This is a genomic window from Haloarcula montana (assembly GCF_035666295.1).
Taxonomy (GTDB): Archaea; Halobacteriota; Halobacteria; order Halobacteriales; family Haloarculaceae; genus Haloarcula; species Haloarcula montana.
Map to the genome: position 1 here is coordinate 116,367 of NZ_CP142029.1, position 19,050 is coordinate 135,416.

The window sequence follows — 19,050 nt, forward strand, 5'->3', positions numbered from 1 at the left end:
CTCGGATTCGAGTCTATAGAGAGTCCGCTGTAGGGACGCTTATTTAGCTGTATCTGATGTTTATCTCGAGTTCGTTCACGGCACCGAGCAGGAGGTTCGGCAACTCCGAGTTCAGTTTCTCCCCCGTGAGCCGGTTCGCGGGTCCCGAGATGACGAGGGCACCGTAGACACCGTTTTCGTCTTTCTTTATCGGCGTACCGACCGCGTGAAGGCCCAGAACGGATTCTTCGCGATTGAAGGCGTATCCTCGTTCACGGATACGTTCAATCTCAGTGAATAGCATCTCTTCGTCCGTGATGGTGTGTTCCGTCGCCGCAGGAAGGCCGTGTTTAGCCACGATCTCGCGGATTCGATCGTCGGTCAGACACGAAAGCATCGCTTTCCCCCCCGCAATCTGGTGGAGGTGGGCATGTTCCCCGATACGGACTGGCGGTTCGATGTGATGTTCGCCTCTGGCACCGCAGATGTAGTAGGCCATCCCGTTCTCTTCGACCTGTGCCCAGACGCGTTCGCCGGTCTCCTCGGCGAGTTGCTCGGCTTTGGCACACATCGGTTTGAACTCGTACTGGTTCCGGACGGGGATACCGTGTCGGAGAAATTCGAGGCCCAGACGATACCGGCCGTCGTTGTTGACGACGAATCCCCGCGATTCAAGCGTCGCTAAATGCGCGTGCACTGCTCCCTTCGAGAGTTCCGTCGCCTCGGCCAGCTCGGTGACGCCGGCCGTCGACCGTTCGTGGAGCATCTCAATGAGATCGAGTAAGCGTTCGTCCGAGAGAATTGTTTTTGTCTTGTTTCCGTGTGGCATACCTCGGTACACTGATCCCTAGGATATATATTTTGTTCACTGTTATCAAACGTTATTCCGTCCGTCCGCAGTGGATCGCTGGCGGTGCTACGCCCATCTTTTATTGCAGCTACCAACGATAAAAAGACGAAGACCGGAACCGTGTCTCAGTCGCTGCTCGGGAACAACGCGTCCTTCACGCCGTGTTTGATCGCTTCCCGCTTCAGATACTGTATCCCCTCGGAGATGGGGATGTCCTTCGGGCAGACATTCGTGCAGTTCCCCTGCGTGTGACAGCCCCAGACGCCGTCTTGCTCTTGGAGGCGTTCGAGTCGTTCCTCGGTCTTGTCGTCGCGGGAGTCTTCGATTAGCGTCAGCGCCTTGTTGATCGCCGCCGGGCCGAGATACGTCTCCCCGGCGACGCTACAGCCGGAAAAGCAGGCGCCACAGCCGATGCAGTCAGTCCGTGGCGCGATCCGCTGTCGCTCGGTCGAGTCGGGATCGATTACTGCTGTGTCCGTCGTCTCGTCGAGCGTCTCGGACTCGAACGATGGGTCGATCTGAACAAACTTTTCGAAGAAGTCGTCCATGTCGACGGTGAGATCCTTGATGATCGGTAGATTGTACAGCGGGCGAACGCGGATGTCATCGGGGTCGTCGAGGTCGGAAACCGCGGTCTGACACGCGAGGCGGGCCTCGCCGTTGATCTCCATCCCACAGCTACCGCAGACCCCCTGCCGACAGGAGAACCGGAAGGAGAGGTTCGCCTTTTGCTCCTCCTGGATGTGAAACAGCGTGTCCAGTACGGAAGTAGCTTGCGAGACGGGGACTTCATACTGCTCGAACGTCGGTTTGTCGTCTATCTCCGGGTCGTACCGGTGAACGGTTACGTTGCTCGTAGTCATCGTTGAATTGAATGGTAGGTCGTGTTCAGTCGTCGCCCTTTACTGCGTCCGTATTCGGAATCGTTGGTTCAACTTCTACCTCGGAAGGGTGAAGCCGCGTAAAGCGGACCTCCTCGTACGATGTCTTCATGCCATCGTCACCCTGTTGGACGTAGACATTCCCCAGCCAGTTCTTGTCGTCTGGCTCCGGGAAGTCGTTCCGATAGTGTGCACCGCGGCTCTCCTCGCGGAAGAGTGCGCTGCGAGCAACCATCTCGGCAGCGGTGATGAGATTCCGAACGTCCATGACCTCGTTCCACGATAGGTTGTATCGCTTGCTTCCCTCGACGGAGACCTGTTCCAGTCGCTCCTTGTACGATTCGATTCGGTCGATCCCCTCTTTCAGGTCGGATTCTTCCCGGACAACGCCGACACACTCCCACATCGTCGTCTCCAAGTCCTCTCTGAGCTCGTAGATGTCTTCGCCTTCATCTCGCTCCAAGGGCGCGTTGACCCGGTCAATGATCTCGGTCACCTGTGAATGCGAGACGGTGCCGACCTCGTGGTCGTGGAACTCGTCGGCCATCGCCTCGCCGGCACATTTCCCGAGGACGGTCGAGTCGACTACGCCGTTCCCACCGAGGCGGTTCGCCCCATGTGCGCCACCGGCGTCTTCGCCTGCGACGAACAGCCGCGGGATGTCGCTGTGACACCGCTCATCGATAACAGCACCTCCCATGTGGTAATGTGACGTCGGCGAGACTTCGACGCGCGTCTGTGAGAGGTCCTGACCGACGTTCCGTGTCCGCTCGGTCATGCCGGGGAACTTCTCCTCGACAACGTCCTTACCGAGGTGGGTCGCGTCGAGCCAGACGCCGCCGTTCTCGGTCCCACGACCCGCCATTATTTCCTTGTAGCTTGCGATCGAGACCACGTCACGACAGGATCGCTCCATCGTCTCGGGCGCGTACTCGCGCAGGAAGCGCTCGTCATTGCCGTTGTAGAGGTGTGCGCCTTCGCCCCGGATTCCCTCTTCGATAACGCCACCCGTGAGTTTCGTGTCCCCGGCTAGGAGACCGGTCGGATGGAACTGCATCATCTCCATGTCTTGGAACCGGGCCCCGAGCCGATAGGCCATAGCCTGCCCGTCAGCCGATTTCTCCAGTGCGGGCGTCGAGATGTTGTACATCGTTGCGCCGGCACCGGTCGCCAAGAGGGTCATCCGCGACGCCATCGTGATGAATTCGCCTTTCCGCATATCCAGCAACAGCGACCCGGCTGCGCCAGTGCCGGACTCGTCGGTCAGGATGTCGATTGCGCGTGTCTCCTCGAGGAATTCGACGTTGCGGGTGAGCAACTCGTCCCGCAGCTTGGTCATTATCTCGATACCGGTGAGGTCGCCCTTGTGGACTGTCCTGTCGAAAGACTGTCCAGCGAAGGGCTTCTGATGTATGTGGCCGTCTTCGTCCCGGTCGAAGAACACGCCGAGTTCGTTCTCCAATTTATGGATTATTTTCGGCGCTCCCTCAACGAGTTCACGAGCGATTTCCTGATCGTTGAGGAACTTTCCGCCCTTGATCGTATCCTCGTAATGGCGGTCAATGGAGTCATCGGGGTGCAAGACGGCGTTGTACCCGCCCTGCACCATGCGTGTACAGCCGCTCTTGCCGGCCAATTTCTTCACCACGACCGTGATGTCGGTGTCCTGCGGTGTGTTGTCGTCCGCGTATAGTGCCGCGAACATACCTGCGCCGCCGGCCCCGACGATCAATATGTCTGTCTCTCGCTCTTCGTACGCTGCCATGGGCGAGGTTACGTTTGTGCCCACTTTAGTTTATTGGGTAGCGTGAACAGGGGTCGAAGTTCGGGTCCGAGCGGGACCCAGATTTATATACCACTACCCCGAACCGCAGAGGTGTATGACTGGAGATAACAGTATCTCGCGGGAGCGGTTAGAGGCATCACCCGGAGAGATCTACACGGAGACCATCGAAGAGCCGGTCTACGAGTTCAAGCGCGACCATTACTTCGACCACTTGGTAGAGACGAACAAGGCGTGGGTCTTGATGCTCGTCGAGACCGACCTCGTCCCCGAATCGGAGGGCGTGACGCTCCTCAAAGCGCTTGAGGATCTGCAAACGGATGGCCCTGAGGCTCTCGGGGAGTATAATCCGGACTACGAGTACTTCTATTCGCACATGGAGCAGGTGTTGATAGAGGAGACAACTGAGGATATCGCGGGCAACATAAACATCGGTCGGACCCGGCCGGAACCGCTTGCGCGCATGGAGACGCGTGAACGTCTCCTCACCGTTCTCGACCAACTGAACGACCTCCGGGAGACGTTACTCAACATCGCACAGCGCGAGGTTGAGACGGTCATGCCGCAGTGGACGCACTACCAGCACGCCCAAATTTCCACTGTCGGCCACTACATGCTCGCCATCACGAGCGCGCTCGAACGAGATTTCGAGCGGTTGGTCGACGCCTACGACACTGTCAACGAGTGTACGCTTGGCTGTGGCGCTCTCGCTGGCGCGTCCTATCCGCTGGACCGCGAACTCGTCGCCGAACTGCTGGGATTCGACGGGTTCAAGAACAATACTATCGACTGCGTGGCGGGTGGCGACCACCACATGGAACCGGCCTCCGCGATGGCGAACATGATGACGACCATCAGCCGCTTCTGCCAGGACATCTACACCTGGCACACGCGGGAGTTCGGGTTCGCCGAGATCGGCGACGAGTACGCGGGATCCAGCAGCATGATGCCGCAAAAGAAGAACCCCTACCCCTTCGAGTACGTCCGCGCTCGAGCGGCCCACGTCACCGCGAAGGCCACCTCGGTCCAGGAGACGCTCCACAACACGAACTATCAGGACATCAAAGACGTCGAAGAGGACGCCGTCTACCCCCTTTTCGAAGCGTTCGACGAAACGAGTCGATCGCTCCGGCTCCTGAACGGAACCATCGAGTCGACCACGTTCGACGCAGAGGCGATGCTCCGGGAGGCCGAAGACGGGTTCGCCTCCTGTACCGAACTGGCTTCGCGAATCCACCGGAACACGGACCTCTCCTATCGGACCGCTCACCGTATCGTCGGCGACATGGTTCTCAGGGCTATCAACAGCGACATGACCGCCTCTGACGTCGGGAGCGACCTCGTCAACGAGTCTGCCGAAGAAATCGTCGGCAGGCGACTTGATATCGACGACGAGTTCGTCCACGAAGCACTCGATCCGGAAGCCTTCGTCGAGGTTCACGACGGGCCGGGCGGGCCCGCACCGAAAGAGGTACGCCGGCGGATTCAGGACCAGCGCGCGACTATCGACGAGCACCGCGTGCGGGTCAACGATCTCCGGGATCGACTCGACTCGGCCGCGGAGATGCGCGCACAACGCCTCGAAGAACTCACGCAGTAGCGGTCCTCTCTCGACCGCTCATCGTCTCTTTTCGCTCGGGTTGGGTTCTCAGTCGCGGAAGTTCCGGACGTAGACGAGGATTGCGAACGCGACCACGAAGACACCGAATCCGACCCGGATTTCTGCGAGCATGTTCGGAATGAATCCTCCCCCTTCCAACATAGTGATCACAAACGTCGTCAGGCCACCGAGTATTGCCGCTTCGAGCAACGACAGCCACGCGTGAATCAGGCTATCCGGAAACGGCGAGTCTGACCAGTCGCCGGACAACTCGGCTTCTTCTTCCATCGAATCCGTTGACATACGTGGTGTCACGTGATACGGGGACAAATAGCTTACCCACGGGACCGCGGTCCGTGGCGACACTACAGGTACAATCCGTTCATGAGTAACCGGACGCCGATAATCGCGAGAAAGACTTTGATCGTCTGCTCGAACCGACGGTCGGGGATGTAATCCCTGAACCGAACGCCGAGGACGATTCCCAGCCAGATTGGGATGGTGAAGAGCAATCCGATAACGAGCCCGCGAACGCCCAGTAGGTTGTCGCTGGCGAGTATCCCGATACGCAGCAGGTGTGCGATGAGAAAGAGGGAGGAGACCCCGGCGACGAACTCCGTCGCTTCCTCTGCGACCTGAATGTACGTATGGACCACGAGGGGGGGTCCTGGAACGCCGATGACACCACCAAGCAATCCGGCGAATATGCCGCTGCCAACACTCAGACCGGTTTTCTCGGCGTAGGCCACGAGCTTGTCCTGGCGTATCACGAGGAACACCCCGATGTAGATGGCCAAAATCAGGTACAACACCTGTGAAGAGATGATGCTCAGAAGGATCACGCCCAGAACGAGACCGACGAACAGCGCGCTGATGAATGGAACCTGCGCCCTGAGGAATCCGTATGGGATACCTTCCTCTTTCAGAACGATCACGTTCGACAGCAAGAACGGGATCGAGAGGATGATCGTCACCTCCTTCGCCGGGAACACTTGTACGAGCCCGGCGACGACGACTAACCCGACAGCGAACCCGACGGTGCCCTTGACGAACCCGCCGAGAAGGAGGACAGCGATTCCATACGCTATAGTCTGTGGTGAGAACTGACTCACTCCGGGGAGTAGGGCAACCATCTTAGCCGGACTACAACAGAGGTGTGTAAAAAACTTCCGTGGGGATTCTAACAAACGCAGTGACTCTCATAGCCGAGCCACGACTGAGAACGCCATCCGGAGCGTCCGGTTCGACGACTTCTCGTCGTGAACGAAAAGGAACTGAAAACCGACCGGTGGTCGGCTATCGTTCTAACCGCTACCCAAAATTATATACCTGAACCTTGTAGACGTACGAACGAGTCATGGTAGAAAAGTACGTAGCAGTCGTTGAGCCGAGCGACAACGTCGCGACGGTCTTGCGAGACATGCAAGGAGGAGAAACAATCGAAGTAGACACCGGTGACGGGACGAGGACCATCGAGATCGCGGAGGACATCGGCTTCGGGCACAAGTTCGCCATCCAACCGATTCCGAGCGGTGAGACGATCAGAAAGTACGGAAAAAGCATCGGTAACGCCACTGAGGACATCGAGCCCGGCAACCGGGTCCACGTCCACAACGTCGAATCGAACTACGGTCGTGGCGACCTCGCCAGCAACGACCAAGCACAGGCGGTCAGTGAGTGAGCACAATGAACGACAATCAATTCCTCGGCTACGAACGTGACGACGGCAGCGTCGGCATTCGCAACCACACGGTCATCGTCTCGACCGCTCCCTACGCCAACGATACGGTGAAACGCGCGGCGGATATCGTCGAAGATGCGATCCCGATCACCCATCCGCTCGGGCGCTGCCAGACCAAGCCCGACGTCTTCCAGACCTACCGGACCCTGCTTGGCTACGCGACCCATCCCAACACGTACGGGGCGGTCGTCGTCGCTCACGCTGGGGAGATCGTCGACGGTGACGAACTCGCTGAAGACATCGCTGAGACCGGTCGCCCGAGCGACTCGGTCAACATCCATCGTGAGAAGGGTGTGATGAACGCCCTGAAACGGACGGTCAACTCCGCTCGGGAGATGGCCCAGGATGCCAGCGCCCAGAAACGCGTTCCGGCCGACATGTCGAACCTGACGTTCGGTATCAACTGCGCGACGTCCGATACGACAAGCGGACTCTGCCAGCACAAAGCGACCGCCGGTGCTGTCTGGCGGCTCATCGACGACTACGGTGGCCGTGGCTGTTTCGCCGAGACGCCGGAGTTCTTCGGTGGCGAGAACGAACTCTCCGATCGCGCCGTCAACGACGAGGTCCGCCAGGAGATCCTTGAACGGGTCGAACACTGGGACAACCGCCTCCAGGCGACCGGCTACGACGTGCGTGGCGCCCAGCCGACTCCCGACAACATGGACGGCGGGCTCACCACCATCGAAGAGAAGTCGCTTGGTGCCCTGGTAAAATCTGGTGACGGGCCCATCCAGGACATCATCGACTACGGCGCGAAGATTCCCAGCGATTCGGGGATGTACATCATGGATACGCCCGGTCACGGTGCCGAGTCCGTCACCGGCATCGGCGCGGGCGGCGCGCACTTCATGGTCATCTCGACCGGCCAGGGCCACACCCTCTCGAACGCGGTCATGCCCACGATCAAGATCACTGGCAATCCACACAGCGCCGAGCGAGTTCCCGAACAGACTGATGTCGACGTCAGCGAAGCGTTAGTGGGTGACCAGTCCTTTGATTGGGCGACCGACCAGCTCTGGGACGAGGTCGTGGACGTGGTCAACGGCAAAGTCACGCTGAGCGAGGCGATGGGCGAGAGTCAGTTCGCCATCCACCGCATCGGTCCCTCTACGTAAGATGGAGCTCGACCGGTCACGGGCGGTTTCGGTTGCGACCGAGGCGTTCCGCGCGCACGGCATTTCCCAGGCCGACGCCGAGCAGACGGCCGAGGTGCTGGTCAGCGCCGACGCCCGCGGGAAACACTCGCATGGGCTGTTGCGACTGCCGCGGTTCGTCCGTGGCATCGACCATGAGAACGTCGATCCCGAGGGCGACATCGAGGTGGTCTCCGAACGCGGGGGCGCAGCGAGCTTGCGCGGCGGGTCGCGACTCGGCCCGGTCGTCGCCAGCGCCGCAGTCGGGGAGGCGATGGACCGCGCCGACGAGTTCGGTGTCGGCGCAGTGGGTGTCCACGACTCGAACCACCTGGGGATGCTGGGCTACTACACGGACCAGCTCCAGCGAGAGGACTACGTCGGCATCGCGATGACGAACACGGAGCCAGCGATGCCCCCCTACGGCGGCGCAGAGCCCGTCTTGGGGACGAACCCGATCGCCATCGGACTGCCGACCGATCCCGTGTTCAACCTCGACATGTCCACCTCGGCCATCGCGCGCGGGACCGTGCTCGAGAAGCGCGAGGCGGGCGAATCGATTCCGGAGGGAGTCGCGCTCGACGCCGACGGCGAACCGACGACGGACCCCGCGGCCGCCCTGGAGGGCACTATTTTACCCTTCGGCGGGGCGAAAGGCTCCGGGTTAGCGATCGCCGTCGAGGTGCTTGCCGGTGGCGTGGTCGGCGCGGCGATGGGCAACGACGTGACTGGGACGTATCACACGGAAGACCCCTGCACGAAGGGTGACCTCTTTATCGCTATCGACCCCGAGGTGCTGGGTTCGCAAGGCGCTCGCTCCCGGATGTCCGCGTTCTTGGAACAGCTGAAGCAGACGGAGACGAACGCGACGACCGAGGCACTCCGTCTTCCAGGTGAACACTCGGTCAGGCGTGACCGCACGCGGGAACAGATCGATATTCCTGCTGACCTCTGGGAACGAGTGAAAGCACTCCGCGAGTAAGCTGCCTTCTACTTCGTCTTCCCACAGACGGTCACCGGGACGTCCGTCCCGAAGATGACCGACTGGGTGACGCTCCCGAAAATAGCCTTCCCCGCGGGCGACGTGTTCTTCCCGCCGATGTGGATACTGTCTACGTCCCGGGCCTTCGCGATCCGGGTTATCTCTGCGGACGGCTCCCCGGCCGCGAGTTCAAGTTCGACGGTCGCCGACGATTCTTCGAGGGCCTCCGCCGTCTCCTGTACGCTGACGGGAATCTGGTGTTCGAACTCCTCGTCGTCGTACCCGCTCGCCAACTGGTGGATCGAGACACGTTGTGAGATCTCGGCGTTTCTGAACACGTGAACCAGCGTGATTTCGCACGTGTCTACGACGTCGATTAGCCGCTCAACGGCAGTTACTAGATGGGTTGCAGTCTCTCTGTCGTCGTCTACGGCGAGTAGTATGCTGTACATCGTTTGCAGTTGTGAGGAGACTGGGTATTAAAGGATAGGGTCGCATTCGGGCCAGCGGTGAACTCTCGATATATTCACACGATATCAAATCAAATAAACCTCCGGCACGTTCGTGATAACCGATAATATTATTATTATTGTTTGTGTGTGTCACGGTGTGTCGTGTCATGACATCTAGGAAGCAATCCACTGATAGCGTATCGCGTCGACGAGTACTGAAGCTGACCGGAGCAGCGGGCCTCGCGGGGTTAGCGGGTTGTACTGAAAGTAGCACTGGCGGTGACGGCGGCAGCGGCGATGGCGGCAGCGGCGACGGCGGCAGCGGCGATGGCGGCACGCAGACAGGCGATGGTGGCGGCGGTAACGGCCAAATCCTTCTCGAAACGGCGGGCGGGTCGCCGGGCGGGACCGGTTACGCCATCATGAACGCGATGTTGTCCGGTGCCTCCGCCGAATACCCCGAGTTGACGTACAACATCCTGCCTGGTGGGTGGGTCGGGAACAACACCCGGCTCCAGAACCAAGAGATAGACCTCGGGCACACGACGCTCGCCGCAGGCACGCTCGCGGCCAACGGAAACGAACCGTACGCCGAGAGGGGTTGGGACCAACCGCCGAGTAACATCCGGGGCGTCCTCGCGGACCAGAGCGAACTGTTCTTCTTCGTGGTCGCACAGAGCGACTTCCCCTACGACACGCTACAGGGGGCCGCAGAAGACGAGTACGAAATCAACATCACGAATCAGCCGGAAGGAACGTTCGGCGGGTTCCTGTGGGATACCGTCCTCAACAACCTGGACTACTCACAGAGCCGCATCCAAGAACTCGGCGGGTCCTATCGTCGCGTCGGCTGGAACGACGCCGCACAGTTGTTCTCCGACGGGCAGGTTGACGCCATTCTCGCTGTCGGCGGCCGTGACCTCGGCTGGCTCAACAACATCTCGTCGGGCTCTGAAGTGAAGTATCTCAGCTGGAACGACGAGTTCCGAACGCAGATCAGTGAGGAGTACGGGGTCCTTGAAGCCGATCTCGAGGGTGTCTTCCCCCAGCAGGATGGGACGCTCAAGTGTACGCAGGACAGTGGACTCATCGGGACGCACTCCGGCGTCTCAGAGGAAGCGGTATACACAGTGACAAAAGGTATACTCGCTCGAGCGGACCAGATTCGACAGTCGACTGGACTACTCAATCCGTTCGAAATCGGCGCCGATATGACCGATCCAAGTCCCTTCGAGATCCACCCAGGAGCGGCAAGAGCATATCAGGAAGAGGGCGTGGGCGACTTCTAAGACACCTGCGGCGCCGGGACCTGGGATTCGCGGTCAGTATTTTGCCACAGACGAGGCCAAAGAACGTTCGTTCGGTAGCTATCACTGGTCTCACAGCGTCACTGAACGGCGTGTTCGAGTCTATTTTGGACTAGGTTTCGGGACATCCCGCGTAGTTAGATCGCTCTGCAGCACTGTGTCAGTACGTCTTTGAGGCTCCTCGGCGTCGTTCTCACAGGTAGTGACCTGAATCGGGTGTGCCGTTTTGTGTGTTAACGCGATTGCGCACTGGAATGCGGTGTCGAATCGCGGTTGATTCGTTCGGTTTCACGGGTTTAGAAGGGTGACCTCGAGGAAGCCGACTCTGTCCATGGAAATCGAACCCCCCGACCCCGTTCAGGCGCGTAAGCGCCTGGAAACACAAGCGTCGGAGAAGCGGGCGGGCCCGCCGGAAACATGTTGTCCTGTACTGTTTCCGTATCGAGGACGCGTACGGTTGCCGAGAACTCGTCGATCGTGTCGGCTTGCTGGGGCCGGTTCGAGCGGTCTTCGAGTTGAAAAATGGTCGCGGGGGTTACCGACCGTCCTTGTACTCGTTGACGAGCGACTGCATCGACTCCTTGGCGTCGCCAAAGAGCATGCTGGTGTTGTCCTTGGCGAACAGTGGGTTCGGGATGCCCGAGAAGCCCGGACTCAGGCTGCGCTTGTTGACGATGACGGTCTGTGCGTCGGCGACGTTCAGGACCGGCATACCTGCAATGGGGCTGTCGGAGTCCTCGTTGGCCTTGGGGTTGACGACGTCGTTGGCGCCCGTGACGATCACGACGTCCGACTGAGAGAAGGTCGGATTGATCTCTTCGAGTTCCCGCATTTTCTCGTAGGACACGTCGGCTTCCGCCAGCAACGCGTTCATGTGCCCAGGCATCCGCCCGGCCACCGGGTGGATGCCGAACTCGACGTTGACCCCGTTGTCCTCCAGTAGGGACGCGAGTTCGGCGACAGCGTGTTGCGCCTGACCGACAGCCATCCCGTAGCCGGGAACGATGACGACGCGGTCGGCGGTGTCAAGCAGCATCTCGACTTCCTCGGGCGAGGTCTCGGTGATGTTGCCCTCGTAGATCTCCTCCATGTCCTCGCTGTCGTCATCGCCGCCGCCGAGGCCGCCGAACAGGACGTTCGTGAGCGAACGGTTCATCGACTCGCACATGATGACCGTCAGGATGAGACCCGACGCGCCAACGAGCGTCCCGGCGATGATGAGGACGGTGTTGTTCAACACGAACCCGGTCGTGGCTGCGGCCAGTCCCGAGTACGAGTTCAGGAGGGCGATGACGACCGGCATGTCCGCACCACCGATCGACACGACCAGGAAGACCCCGAGCACGGAGGCCGCGCCGACGAGCACCCAGTAGGACGGGACCCACGACGCCAGCGGTACCTGGCCGAGGAAGCTCGGTTGCACCACGAGGTACAGCCCTGCCGCGACAGCGACGACGAGGAAGACGGCCTTGATCGCGTGTCCAGTGGTGCCGCTGACCGGCGAGTCACCGACGACGCCGTGGAGTTTCCCGGCCGCGACGAGGCTCCCCCAGAAGGTGACGGTGCCGATGATGCCGGCGATCGATGCCGTAGCGGTGAGCCCCATCGAGAGTGACCCGCCGGAGGCCAGCACATCGATGAGTTCCGCGCCGGCGACGACTGCGGAGGCCCCACCGCCAAAGCCGTTGAACAGGCCGACGAGCTGTGGCATCTCCGTAGTCTCGACCGTGACGGCGAGCCAGGCGCCGATGGCCCCTCCCAGAAAGAGGCCGGCACCGAGGACCAACGGCGAGAGGATCTCGAACCAGAGGATCGTGACGACGACCGCGAGGAACATCCCGGCCGATGAGATCTTGTTCCCGCGTGTCGCCGTTCGCGGGTGGGTCATGTCTCGGAGGCCCTGGATGAACAGGATGCCGGCGACGAGATACGTGAGCTGCAGGACAGAGTCGGGAAGTTCAGCGAGGACGCCGGCCATGGTCACCCACCTCCCGTACTGAACTGGTCGAGCATGAAGTGACTCACCAGATAGCCGCCGACGACGTTGATAGTCGCCATGACGACCGCGACGAAGCCGAGCACCGTCGCCAGCGTGGTCGAACCCGAACCGGCGACGACGACCGATCCCAGCAGCGTGATGCCGGAGATGGCGTTCGCCCCCGACATCAGCGGCGTGTGCAGGTTCGTGGGGATCTTCGTGATGATCTCGTAGCCGACGAACGCCGAGAGCACGAACAGCGTCAGGTTCTCGACGAACGTCATGGGCTCACCCCGTGACGACCGCACCGCCGTCTCCGGGCCCAAGGGCACAGCCGTGAGGCGTTACGTGGCACCGTTCTCACCCTCTTTTGATTCGTCGGTATCGTCGTTGTCTGCCGGTTCGCTATCGTCGAGATGCGGGTTGCGTATCGTCCCATCGTGGGTGAGAAGCGTCGAGTCGATGATCTCGTCCTCGAGGTCGATGACGAGGGTGCCCTCGTCGTCGAGTAGGTTTTCGAGGAAGTTCCGGAGGTTGTTGGCGTACTGTTCGCTCGCCGTGTGACTGACCCGCGAAGCCAGGTCCGTCGGGCCGTGAACGGTGACGCCGGCGTGTTCGACCGTCTCGCCGGCCACCGTCGGCTCACAGTTGCCGCCGGTCTCGGCTGCGAGGTCGACGACGACTGACCCGGCGTCCATTTCTTCGATCATATCCGCGGTGACGATTTCGGGCGCGGGTGCCCCGGGAATCGCCGCCGTGGTTATGACTACGTCTGATTCGGGGACGACCCGGCGCATCTGGCGGCGTTGTTCGGCGTAGAACTCCTCGCCCATCTCCACGGCGTATCCCTCCTCGTCGCCCGATCCCTCGGTCTCGAGGTCGAGTTCGACGAAGTCAGCACCGAGGCTCTCGACCTCCTGTTTGACTTCCAACCGGACGTCGTGGCCACGGGTGCTAGCGCCGAGGCGTTCGGCCGTCGAGATCGCCTTGAGGCCAGCGACGCCGGCACCGATGACGAGCACCTCCGCCGGTTTGATCGTTCCCGCGGCGGTCATCTCCATAGGGAGCATCTCCGGGAGTTCCTCGGCTGCCAGTAGACACGCCTGGTAGCCGCCGAGGCTGGCCTGCGAGGAGAGCGCGTCCATGCTCTGGGCCCGACTGATCCGGGGCATCAATTCTAGGGAGAACGCACTGACGTTTCGGTCGGCGAGCGTCGCCAGTTGCTCGTCGCTCACCTCGTAGGGTCCCAGCAGACCGACGACGGTCTGTCCCTCGTCATAGGGTTCGACCTTCTCGTCGTCCGTCGCTCCCAACGCCTGGACCTGTAAGACGACAGCGGCCCGCTTGAACACGTCATCCCGGTTCGGACAGATTTCACAGCCAACTGCCTCGTAGTCGGCGTCGTTCCAGTCGGCACGCTCGCCGGCGCCAGACGCGACGATCACTTCGTGCCCGGCCTCAATCAGCTCACCTGCGACTGTCGGCGTGAGTGCGACCCGCCGTTGGTTCGGTACCGTTTCGTCAGGAACTCCAATTATCACAAATACATCACCCTGTGACAACATAGCAATGCTCATCCGAGGTCATAATAATTGCCATATTGTTACCATATAGCAATCGTACGGATTATTTTCTACTTTTGATGGAGGTCCGCAGTTGTTACTGGAGAATATGAGGTTTCCCGGTATAAGTTATATATACAGCCATTGGTGGATATTGCATATTCCCGGTTGAGTGGTTTACTCACGTCAGCGAACCTGTCCGACCGGTCCGTTGCGATCGATTTCGACCCAAGCACGTTTGGGGACTAATCCGGGCAAACACCGCTGATCCGATGCCTCGTCCACGGTGACGGCTTGACGATATAGCAACAACTCTCCTCTATAGCAACGGAAGAATTCAGGGGCACGCTGACAACTCGGTGCCGGAGCGGGCTAACTGTAATCGGTTCCGCCGCGTTCTACGGACTGCTCGTCGAAGCGACCCTGCCGTTTCAGCTCGTTCCGATAAATCAGTAACCCAATACCGGAGATCATGAGCAGCGGCCAGAGGTAGATCTGCATGTCGATGCTTGTGACACTATTCGCGACGATGTACGTGAGTAACACCCCAAGAAACAGGAGTGCGAACCCGACCCAGCCCATCCGTGAAACGTTCTCGTACCCCGTCTCACGGATCGTAAGCGCCATCGGGAGGAGACTGAAGACGAGCACGAACAGGAGTTTCATCGGGACGATTTCGATAAGATCGACCATAATCGAAGTTGCCCAGGCATGGGACATAAATCTATTGCCGCTCAGTGAGCTGACTCGCTCGCCCGACCGTGGTGAACCGTCGCTTCGGGATCACAATCCACACGAGATACCCATCTCGGTTGTATTGACAAACAGCTTAACAAAACATATATTATACCAACGCGAAATGTGCAACCATACCATGGGCAACGAGAACAGGAAGGTGTATCGTCGAGAAGTATCTGACGTCGCGTCGTGGCGCGAGTTCTCCGTCCCCCACGTCGCGTTCGCGTTGCATCGAATCACCGGCTGGGTACTGCTCGTCTGGGTGGGGTATCACCTCGCCCTCCCTGCGTTCATCGGGACACCGACAAGCGTGCAACCGCCCCGGGGGAAACTTCTCACGGTGACACTGTTGAGCGTCCTCTTTTTCCACGGCATCAACGGCATCCGGCTCTTGGTCAATGAATCGCTCGGACTTGGCATCAGCAGTATCGAACGACTCTTCAAGGGAACTGTCGCGGCCACTGCGGTCACGGCCGTCGTAACGTGGGTGGTCGTATGACCGAGGTGACGACGACGCGGTCCCCGGCTACGGTGGGCTACGCACCGTGGGTTATCCACCGTGCAACCGCCGTCTCGCTCATCGTCCTCTTAGCGGTTCACCTCAGCGTGCAGGTCTTCGGCGTCACTGTCTTCTACGAAACGGGCCTCTATCAGCCGCTGCTTGACCTGACGCTGATAGCGGTGTTCACCCACGGATTTCTCGGCATCAGAGCGACACTGCTTGAGACGACGTGGGAACAGACGACGAAACGTCTCGTCGTCTGGGCACTCGGAATCGCCTTTCTCGCAATCGTCGCCGTTCGACTCATCGGCTAACCACACTGTACGACATCCATGACGACAACCACCACACAATCGACGACCGACGACGAATTATACGACAAACTACGCAACAGCGGGCAGTTCGCTATTTCGTTGCTGGCAATCGTGACGTCGCTGTTTCACCTATATACCGGTGCGTTCGGTATCTTCGGCTCGCTCGTTCAGCGCTCCGCCCACGTGTATCTCCTCGCCGCGCTCACCTTCGCCATCGTCCCGTTCATGGGGAGTCACAAGATCAGATACCGGCTCGTCGACCTCGTGTTGATTGCGCTCTCGCTTTCGGGGATGGGGTATATCATCCTCAACTACCAGCGGTTACTGAACAAGACGGCGTACGTGACGGCACCGGCACAGCTTGACTTCGTCTATACCATCATCTCGATCGTTCTCGTCATCGAAGCCACGCGACGGATCGTCGGCCGACTACTCGCGTCTATCGTGACGCTGATTCTGCTCGGCGGGTTCTTCTCGAGTCGCCTCCCGGCGCCGTTTACCAGTCCGGCCGTCCCAGCGTCGAACTGGGTCGACGGCCTGTTCGTCACGACCAACGGCCTCTGGGGTATCCCGACGCGGGTCTCCGCGACATTCATTTTCCTGTTCGTGGTCATGGCCGCGTTCCTGGAAGTGACCGGGGCGGGCCGATTCCTCCTCGATTTCGCGAAGTCGCTCGTCGGCCGCCGGCAGGGTGGCGCAGCGAAGATCGCCGTCGTCGCGAGCACCCTGTTCGGTAGTCTCTCGGGGAGCGCGGCGGCAAACGTCTACGGGACCGGCATCTTCACCATTCCGACGATGAAGAAGTTCGGCTACAAGAACTCCTTCGCCGGAGCGACTGAAGTCGCTGCCTCGTGTGGCGGACAAATCATGCCACCGATTATGGGGGCCGGGGCGTTCATCATGGCGCAGTTCCTCGGTATCGATTACATCGTCATCGCCTTGGCGGCGGTCATCCCGGCCGCGCTGTATTACCTCTCGGTCTACTTCTCCGTCCACGCCGAGACGATAAACGAGGGGATCCAGCCGATTCCCGAAGACGAGATACAGCCACCCATGGAGGTGCTAAAGACCCAACGCGGCTACGCCGCCTCCTTCTTCGTCACCATTCTCGTCCTCTTCTATATGCTCTTCCAGGGGTACACCATCTACCGGGCGGTGTTCTTCAGCGTCATCGTCCTCATGTTCGTGAGCGCGCTCCAGCCACAATCCCGTGTCGGCGTCGACAAACTCGCGATAGCGCTGGATAAAGGCGCTCGCAACGCGACGCAGATCGCGATGGCGACGGCGTGTGCGTCTATCGTTCTCGGGACCCTGAACACCTCCGGCCTGGGCGTTATCTTCGGCCAGTGGGTCGTCGCGCTGGCCGGTGGCGTCGTCATCCTGCTGTTGGTGCTGGTGGCCGCGTTCTCCATCGTCCTCGGGTTCGGGATGCCCACGACCGCGGCCTACATTCTCGCGGCCGCGTTACTTGGCCCCGCGCTCGTCGCCGTGGACATGGGTGGCCTGAAAGCGCAGTTCTTCATCTTCACCTTCGCGGTGTACTCGACGATTACCCCACCCGTTGCACTCGCTGCCTTCGCCGCAGGGCAGGTCGCAGATGCCGACCCGATCACGGTCGCGCTCAAGGCGATGAAGATGGTTCTACCGACGTTCATCATCCCCATTCGGTACGTCTACCGCCCGGCTATCCTACTGCAAATGCCGGCGTCCGCCATCATCATTGACACGCTGGCACTCGGCCTGGCCGTCATTCTCATCCAGATCGGTCTCTGGGGATGGCCAGTGGAGAACAAGGTCGCACGCGGATTCGCTATCCTCAGTTCGCTCCTACTGATGATCCCTCCGCAGATCATGCCAGTCAGCCTGTTCATGCTCATTGTGGTCGGTCTCCTCTGTGCAGGCCTGATGGTGCTGACCGAAGCGTACGATCGGGATCGAGCGGTCCCCCGGCTCAGTCTGAACTAATCCGGTCCGGTCGCGGACTGTCTTTTTACTGCTGTCGGACGGGTTCGCCCGTTAGCCACCGACATAGCGACATCGCACCGAACCAGCCTGTGCAGTAAATTAAAGTATCGTCGTTGCATCGGTGTGGGCAACGACAGTATGAAAATCCAGCAGGATCTCTCAGCCACAAGTAGTGTCAGCACCGTTCATCGCTGGTGGTACGAGTTAGAACGAGGGTGGCAGGCGACTATCCTCGGGCTGGCCCTCAGTCTCGCCGCGCTCGCGCTGGCCTGAGATGGATGACGAACCTCGGTCGGTGAAGGTACTCCTCCCGGGACTTCTCTTACTGGTTGGTTTCGGGGTCGCCGCGGAGCTCTCCGTATCGGTTCTCGGATGGGGAACGCCGCTTATCTTCGCCGTGTTGTTCGGTGCGGTTCTCAGTAATACATACGGAGTGCCGAAGTCACTGGAACCGGGCGTCGATACGTACAAGCTGCTCTTGGAAATCGGCATCGTCCTGTTGGGTGCCAGCATCTCGCTGAGTGATGTCATCGACGCCGGGCCGCGGATCCTCGGGTTGACCCTTGCCGTCGTCGCGTTTGGGATTCTCCTAGTTGAGTTCCTCGCTCGCTACGTCTTCGGCCTCTCCGGCCGAGCCCCGGCGCTGCTGGCGACCGGGTCGAGCATCTGTGGCGTTTCTGCGGTCCTCGCCGTCGCAGGCACGATTGACGCCTCGGAGAACGATATCGCGTATGCCACCGCGACGATTCTCGTCTTCGACGCGCTCACCTTGGTCACGTTCCCGATCGCGGGAAGCGTCCTCGACATGTCCTCGGTGGCGTTCGGGATCTGGTCCGGGCTCAGCATGTTCAGCACCGGTCCGGTCGCCGCCGCTGGCTTCGCACACAGCCAAACGGCGGGAGAATGGGCGACGCTGACGAAGCTAACACGCAACTCCCTCATCGGACTGGTCGTTCTCACGTACTCGTTTTCGTACTCGCTCGGGAGCGACAAGCGGACGTCCCCCCGCACGTTCTGGAACCAGTTCCCGAAGTTTCTCATTGGATTTTTCCTCGTCGCCGCGATCGCTAACTTTCCCGGAATCTCAACGGGATTCGTAGACACCGTCGAGATGATCTCCGATTGGCTCTTCGTTCTTGCCTTCGTCGGATTGGGATGTGAAATCCAGGCCAAGAATCTCCGCCAGACCGGGATTCGACCGTTTCTGACGGTACTGTTATACCTACTCATAATGGCTACCGCCAGTTTCCTCGTCGTCCAAACCATATTCTAACGTCACT

General features: G+C 60.1%; 20 protein-coding genes. 10 read left to right on the forward strand and 10 right to left on the reverse strand.

What is annotated here, in order from left to right; translation table 11 throughout:
* Positions 1-43: 43 nt before the first annotated feature.
* The 3 genes from VJ109_RS18025 to VJ109_RS18035 form a co-directional block, all read right to left on the reverse strand.
* Positions 44-808 (reverse strand): IclR family transcriptional regulator, encoded by a 765-nt coding sequence (locus tag VJ109_RS18025; RefSeq protein WP_324761155.1) that lies wholly within the window; start codon positions 806-808, stop codon positions 44-46.
* 146 nt (positions 809-954) lie between these two features.
* Positions 955-1,692: a succinate dehydrogenase/fumarate reductase iron-sulfur subunit gene (locus tag VJ109_RS18030; RefSeq protein WP_324761156.1), complete on the reverse strand. Its 738-nt coding sequence runs from the start codon at positions 1,690-1,692 to the stop codon at positions 955-957.
* Positions 1,693-1,717: 25 nt separating this feature from the next.
* Positions 1,718-3,475, reverse strand: coding sequence for an FAD-binding protein (locus tag VJ109_RS18035; RefSeq protein WP_324761157.1), 1,758 nt, complete (start codon positions 3,473-3,475; stop codon positions 1,718-1,720).
* Positions 3,476-3,590: 115 nt separating this feature from the next.
* Here VJ109_RS18035 and argH point away from each other — a divergent pair, with 115 nt between their 5' ends.
* Complete coding sequence (gene argH, locus VJ109_RS18040; protein WP_324761158.1) at positions 3,591-5,093, forward strand: argininosuccinate lyase; 1,503 nt, start codon at positions 3,591-3,593, stop codon at positions 5,091-5,093.
* 48 nt (positions 5,094-5,141) lie between these two features.
* Here the strand turns inward: argH and VJ109_RS18045 are convergent, their stop codons facing one another.
* Positions 5,142-5,396 (reverse strand): hypothetical protein, encoded by a 255-nt coding sequence (locus VJ109_RS18045; RefSeq protein WP_324761159.1) that lies wholly within the window; start codon positions 5,394-5,396, stop codon positions 5,142-5,144.
* A gap of 62 nt (positions 5,397-5,458) precedes the next feature.
* A complete protein-coding gene (locus tag VJ109_RS18050) occupies positions 5,459-6,226 on the reverse strand; it encodes a sulfite exporter TauE/SafE family protein (protein WP_324761160.1) in 768 nt (255 codons plus the stop codon).
* Between the two features lie 224 nt (positions 6,227-6,450).
* On the opposite strand from VJ109_RS18050, the gene VJ109_RS18055 reads away from it, so the two are divergent.
* Genes VJ109_RS18055 through VJ109_RS18065 form a run of 3 tightly spaced genes read left to right on the forward strand, consistent with a single transcriptional unit; the run spans position 6,451 to position 8,952 of the window.
* Entirely contained in the window at positions 6,451-6,774 is a 324-nt protein-coding gene (locus tag VJ109_RS18055; protein WP_324761161.1) for a UxaA family hydrolase, read from the forward strand.
* 5 nt (positions 6,775-6,779) lie between these two features.
* A complete protein-coding gene (locus VJ109_RS18060; protein WP_324761162.1) occupies positions 6,780-7,952 on the forward strand; it encodes a UxaA family hydrolase in 1,173 nt (390 codons plus the stop codon).
* Between the two features lies 1 nt (position 7,953).
* Positions 7,954-8,952, forward strand: coding sequence for an Ldh family oxidoreductase (locus VJ109_RS18065; RefSeq protein WP_324761163.1), 999 nt, complete (start codon positions 7,954-7,956; stop codon positions 8,950-8,952).
* 8 nt (positions 8,953-8,960) lie between these two features.
* Here the strand turns inward: VJ109_RS18065 and VJ109_RS18070 are convergent, their stop codons facing one another.
* A complete protein-coding gene (locus VJ109_RS18070) occupies positions 8,961-9,404 on the reverse strand; it encodes a universal stress protein (protein WP_324761164.1) in 444 nt (147 codons plus the stop codon).
* A 167-nt stretch (positions 9,405-9,571) separates the two neighbouring features.
* Between VJ109_RS18070 and VJ109_RS18075 the strand changes: the two genes are divergently transcribed.
* Positions 9,572-10,693 carry a TAXI family TRAP transporter solute-binding subunit gene (locus tag VJ109_RS18075; protein ID WP_324761165.1) on the forward strand — a complete coding sequence of 374 codons (1,122 nt, stop codon included), beginning with the start codon at positions 9,572-9,574 and terminating at the stop codon, positions 10,691-10,693.
* Positions 10,694-11,246: 553 nt separating this feature from the next.
* On the opposite strand, the gene VJ109_RS18080 is transcribed toward VJ109_RS18075, so the two are convergent.
* The 4 genes from VJ109_RS18080 to VJ109_RS18095 all read right to left on the reverse strand — a co-directional run bounded on the left by VJ109_RS18080 (position 11,247) and on the right by VJ109_RS18095 (position 14,944).
* Positions 11,247-12,689: an NAD(P)(+) transhydrogenase (Re/Si-specific) subunit beta gene (locus VJ109_RS18080; RefSeq protein WP_324761166.1), complete on the reverse strand. Its 1,443-nt coding sequence runs from the start codon at positions 12,687-12,689 to the stop codon at positions 11,247-11,249.
* 2 nt (positions 12,690-12,691) lie between these two features.
* Positions 12,692-12,973, reverse strand: a complete 282-nt coding sequence (locus tag VJ109_RS18085) for an NAD(P) transhydrogenase subunit alpha part 2 (RefSeq protein WP_324761167.1) — start codon at positions 12,971-12,973, stop codon at positions 12,692-12,694.
* Positions 12,974-13,033: 60 nt separating this feature from the next.
* Positions 13,034-14,230 carry a Re/Si-specific NAD(P)(+) transhydrogenase subunit alpha gene (locus VJ109_RS18090; protein ID WP_324761168.1) on the reverse strand — a complete coding sequence of 399 codons (1,197 nt, stop codon included), beginning with the start codon at positions 14,228-14,230 and terminating at the stop codon, positions 13,034-13,036.
* 393 nt (positions 14,231-14,623) lie between these two features.
* Positions 14,624-14,944, reverse strand: a complete 321-nt coding sequence (locus VJ109_RS18095) for a hypothetical protein (RefSeq protein WP_324761169.1) — start codon at positions 14,942-14,944, stop codon at positions 14,624-14,626.
* Positions 14,945-15,125: 181 nt separating this feature from the next.
* Here VJ109_RS18095 and VJ109_RS18100 point away from each other — a divergent pair, with 181 nt between their 5' ends.
* The 5 genes from VJ109_RS18100 (at position 15,126) to VJ109_RS18120 (ending at position 19,043) form a co-directional block, all read left to right on the forward strand.
* Positions 15,126-15,488, forward strand: a complete 363-nt coding sequence (locus tag VJ109_RS18100) for a succinate dehydrogenase/fumarate reductase transmembrane subunit (protein ID WP_324761170.1) — start codon at positions 15,126-15,128, stop codon at positions 15,486-15,488.
* Positions 15,485-15,805, forward strand: coding sequence for a succinate dehydrogenase/fumarate reductase transmembrane subunit (locus VJ109_RS18105; protein WP_324761171.1), 321 nt, complete (start codon positions 15,485-15,487; stop codon positions 15,803-15,805). The genes VJ109_RS18100 and VJ109_RS18105 overlap by 4 nt, the downstream gene beginning before the upstream one ends.
* 18 nt (positions 15,806-15,823) lie before the next feature.
* Positions 15,824-17,770 carry a TRAP transporter permease gene (locus VJ109_RS18110; protein ID WP_324761172.1) on the forward strand — a complete coding sequence of 649 codons (1,947 nt, stop codon included), beginning with the start codon at positions 15,824-15,826 and terminating at the stop codon, positions 17,768-17,770.
* A 123-nt stretch (positions 17,771-17,893) separates the two neighbouring features.
* A complete protein-coding gene (locus VJ109_RS18115) occupies positions 17,894-18,043 on the forward strand; it encodes a hypothetical protein (protein WP_324761173.1) in 150 nt (49 codons plus the stop codon).
* Position 18,044: 1 nt separating this feature from the next.
* A complete protein-coding gene (locus tag VJ109_RS18120) occupies positions 18,045-19,043 on the forward strand; it encodes a YeiH family protein (RefSeq protein ID WP_324761174.1) in 999 nt (332 codons plus the stop codon).
* The last annotated feature ends 7 nt before the right edge of the window (positions 19,044-19,050 follow it).

Coding starts and splice junctions, on each gene's coding strand:
- VJ109_RS18025 (WP_324761155.1), bottom strand. CDS start 808: ATGCCACACGGAAACAAGACAAAAACAATTCTCTCGGACGAACGCTTA.
- VJ109_RS18030 (WP_324761156.1), bottom strand. CDS start 1,692: ATGACTACGAGCAACGTAACCGTTCACCGGTACGACCCGGAGATAGAC.
- VJ109_RS18035 (WP_324761157.1), bottom strand. CDS start 3,475: ATGGCAGCGTACGAAGAGCGAGAGACAGACATATTGATCGTCGGGGCC.
- argH (WP_324761158.1), top strand. CDS start 3,591: ATGACTGGAGATAACAGTATCTCGCGGGAGCGGTTAGAGGCATCACCC.
- VJ109_RS18045 (WP_324761159.1), bottom strand. CDS start 5,396: ATGTCAACGGATTCGATGGAAGAAGAAGCCGAGTTGTCCGGCGACTGG.
- VJ109_RS18050 (WP_324761160.1), bottom strand. CDS start 6,226: ATGGTTGCCCTACTCCCCGGAGTGAGTCAGTTCTCACCACAGACTATA.
- VJ109_RS18055 (WP_324761161.1), top strand. CDS start 6,451: ATGGTAGAAAAGTACGTAGCAGTCGTTGAGCCGAGCGACAACGTCGCG.
- VJ109_RS18060 (WP_324761162.1), top strand. CDS start 6,780: ATGAACGACAATCAATTCCTCGGCTACGAACGTGACGACGGCAGCGTC.
- VJ109_RS18065 (WP_324761163.1), top strand. CDS start 7,954: ATGGAGCTCGACCGGTCACGGGCGGTTTCGGTTGCGACCGAGGCGTTC.
- VJ109_RS18070 (WP_324761164.1), bottom strand. CDS start 9,404: ATGTACAGCATACTACTCGCCGTAGACGACGACAGAGAGACTGCAACC.
- VJ109_RS18075 (WP_324761165.1), top strand. CDS start 9,572: ATGACATCTAGGAAGCAATCCACTGATAGCGTATCGCGTCGACGAGTA.
- VJ109_RS18080 (WP_324761166.1), bottom strand. CDS start 12,689: ATGGCCGGCGTCCTCGCTGAACTTCCCGACTCTGTCCTGCAGCTCACG.
- VJ109_RS18085 (WP_324761167.1), bottom strand. CDS start 12,973: ATGACGTTCGTCGAGAACCTGACGCTGTTCGTGCTCTCGGCGTTCGTC.
- VJ109_RS18095 (WP_324761169.1), bottom strand. CDS start 14,944: ATGGTCGATCTTATCGAAATCGTCCCGATGAAACTCCTGTTCGTGCTC.
- VJ109_RS18100 (WP_324761170.1), top strand. CDS start 15,126: ATGGGCAACGAGAACAGGAAGGTGTATCGTCGAGAAGTATCTGACGTC.
- VJ109_RS18105 (WP_324761171.1), top strand. CDS start 15,485: ATGACCGAGGTGACGACGACGCGGTCCCCGGCTACGGTGGGCTACGCA.
- VJ109_RS18110 (WP_324761172.1), top strand. CDS start 15,824: ATGACGACAACCACCACACAATCGACGACCGACGACGAATTATACGAC.
- VJ109_RS18120 (WP_324761174.1), top strand. CDS start 18,045: ATGGATGACGAACCTCGGTCGGTGAAGGTACTCCTCCCGGGACTTCTC.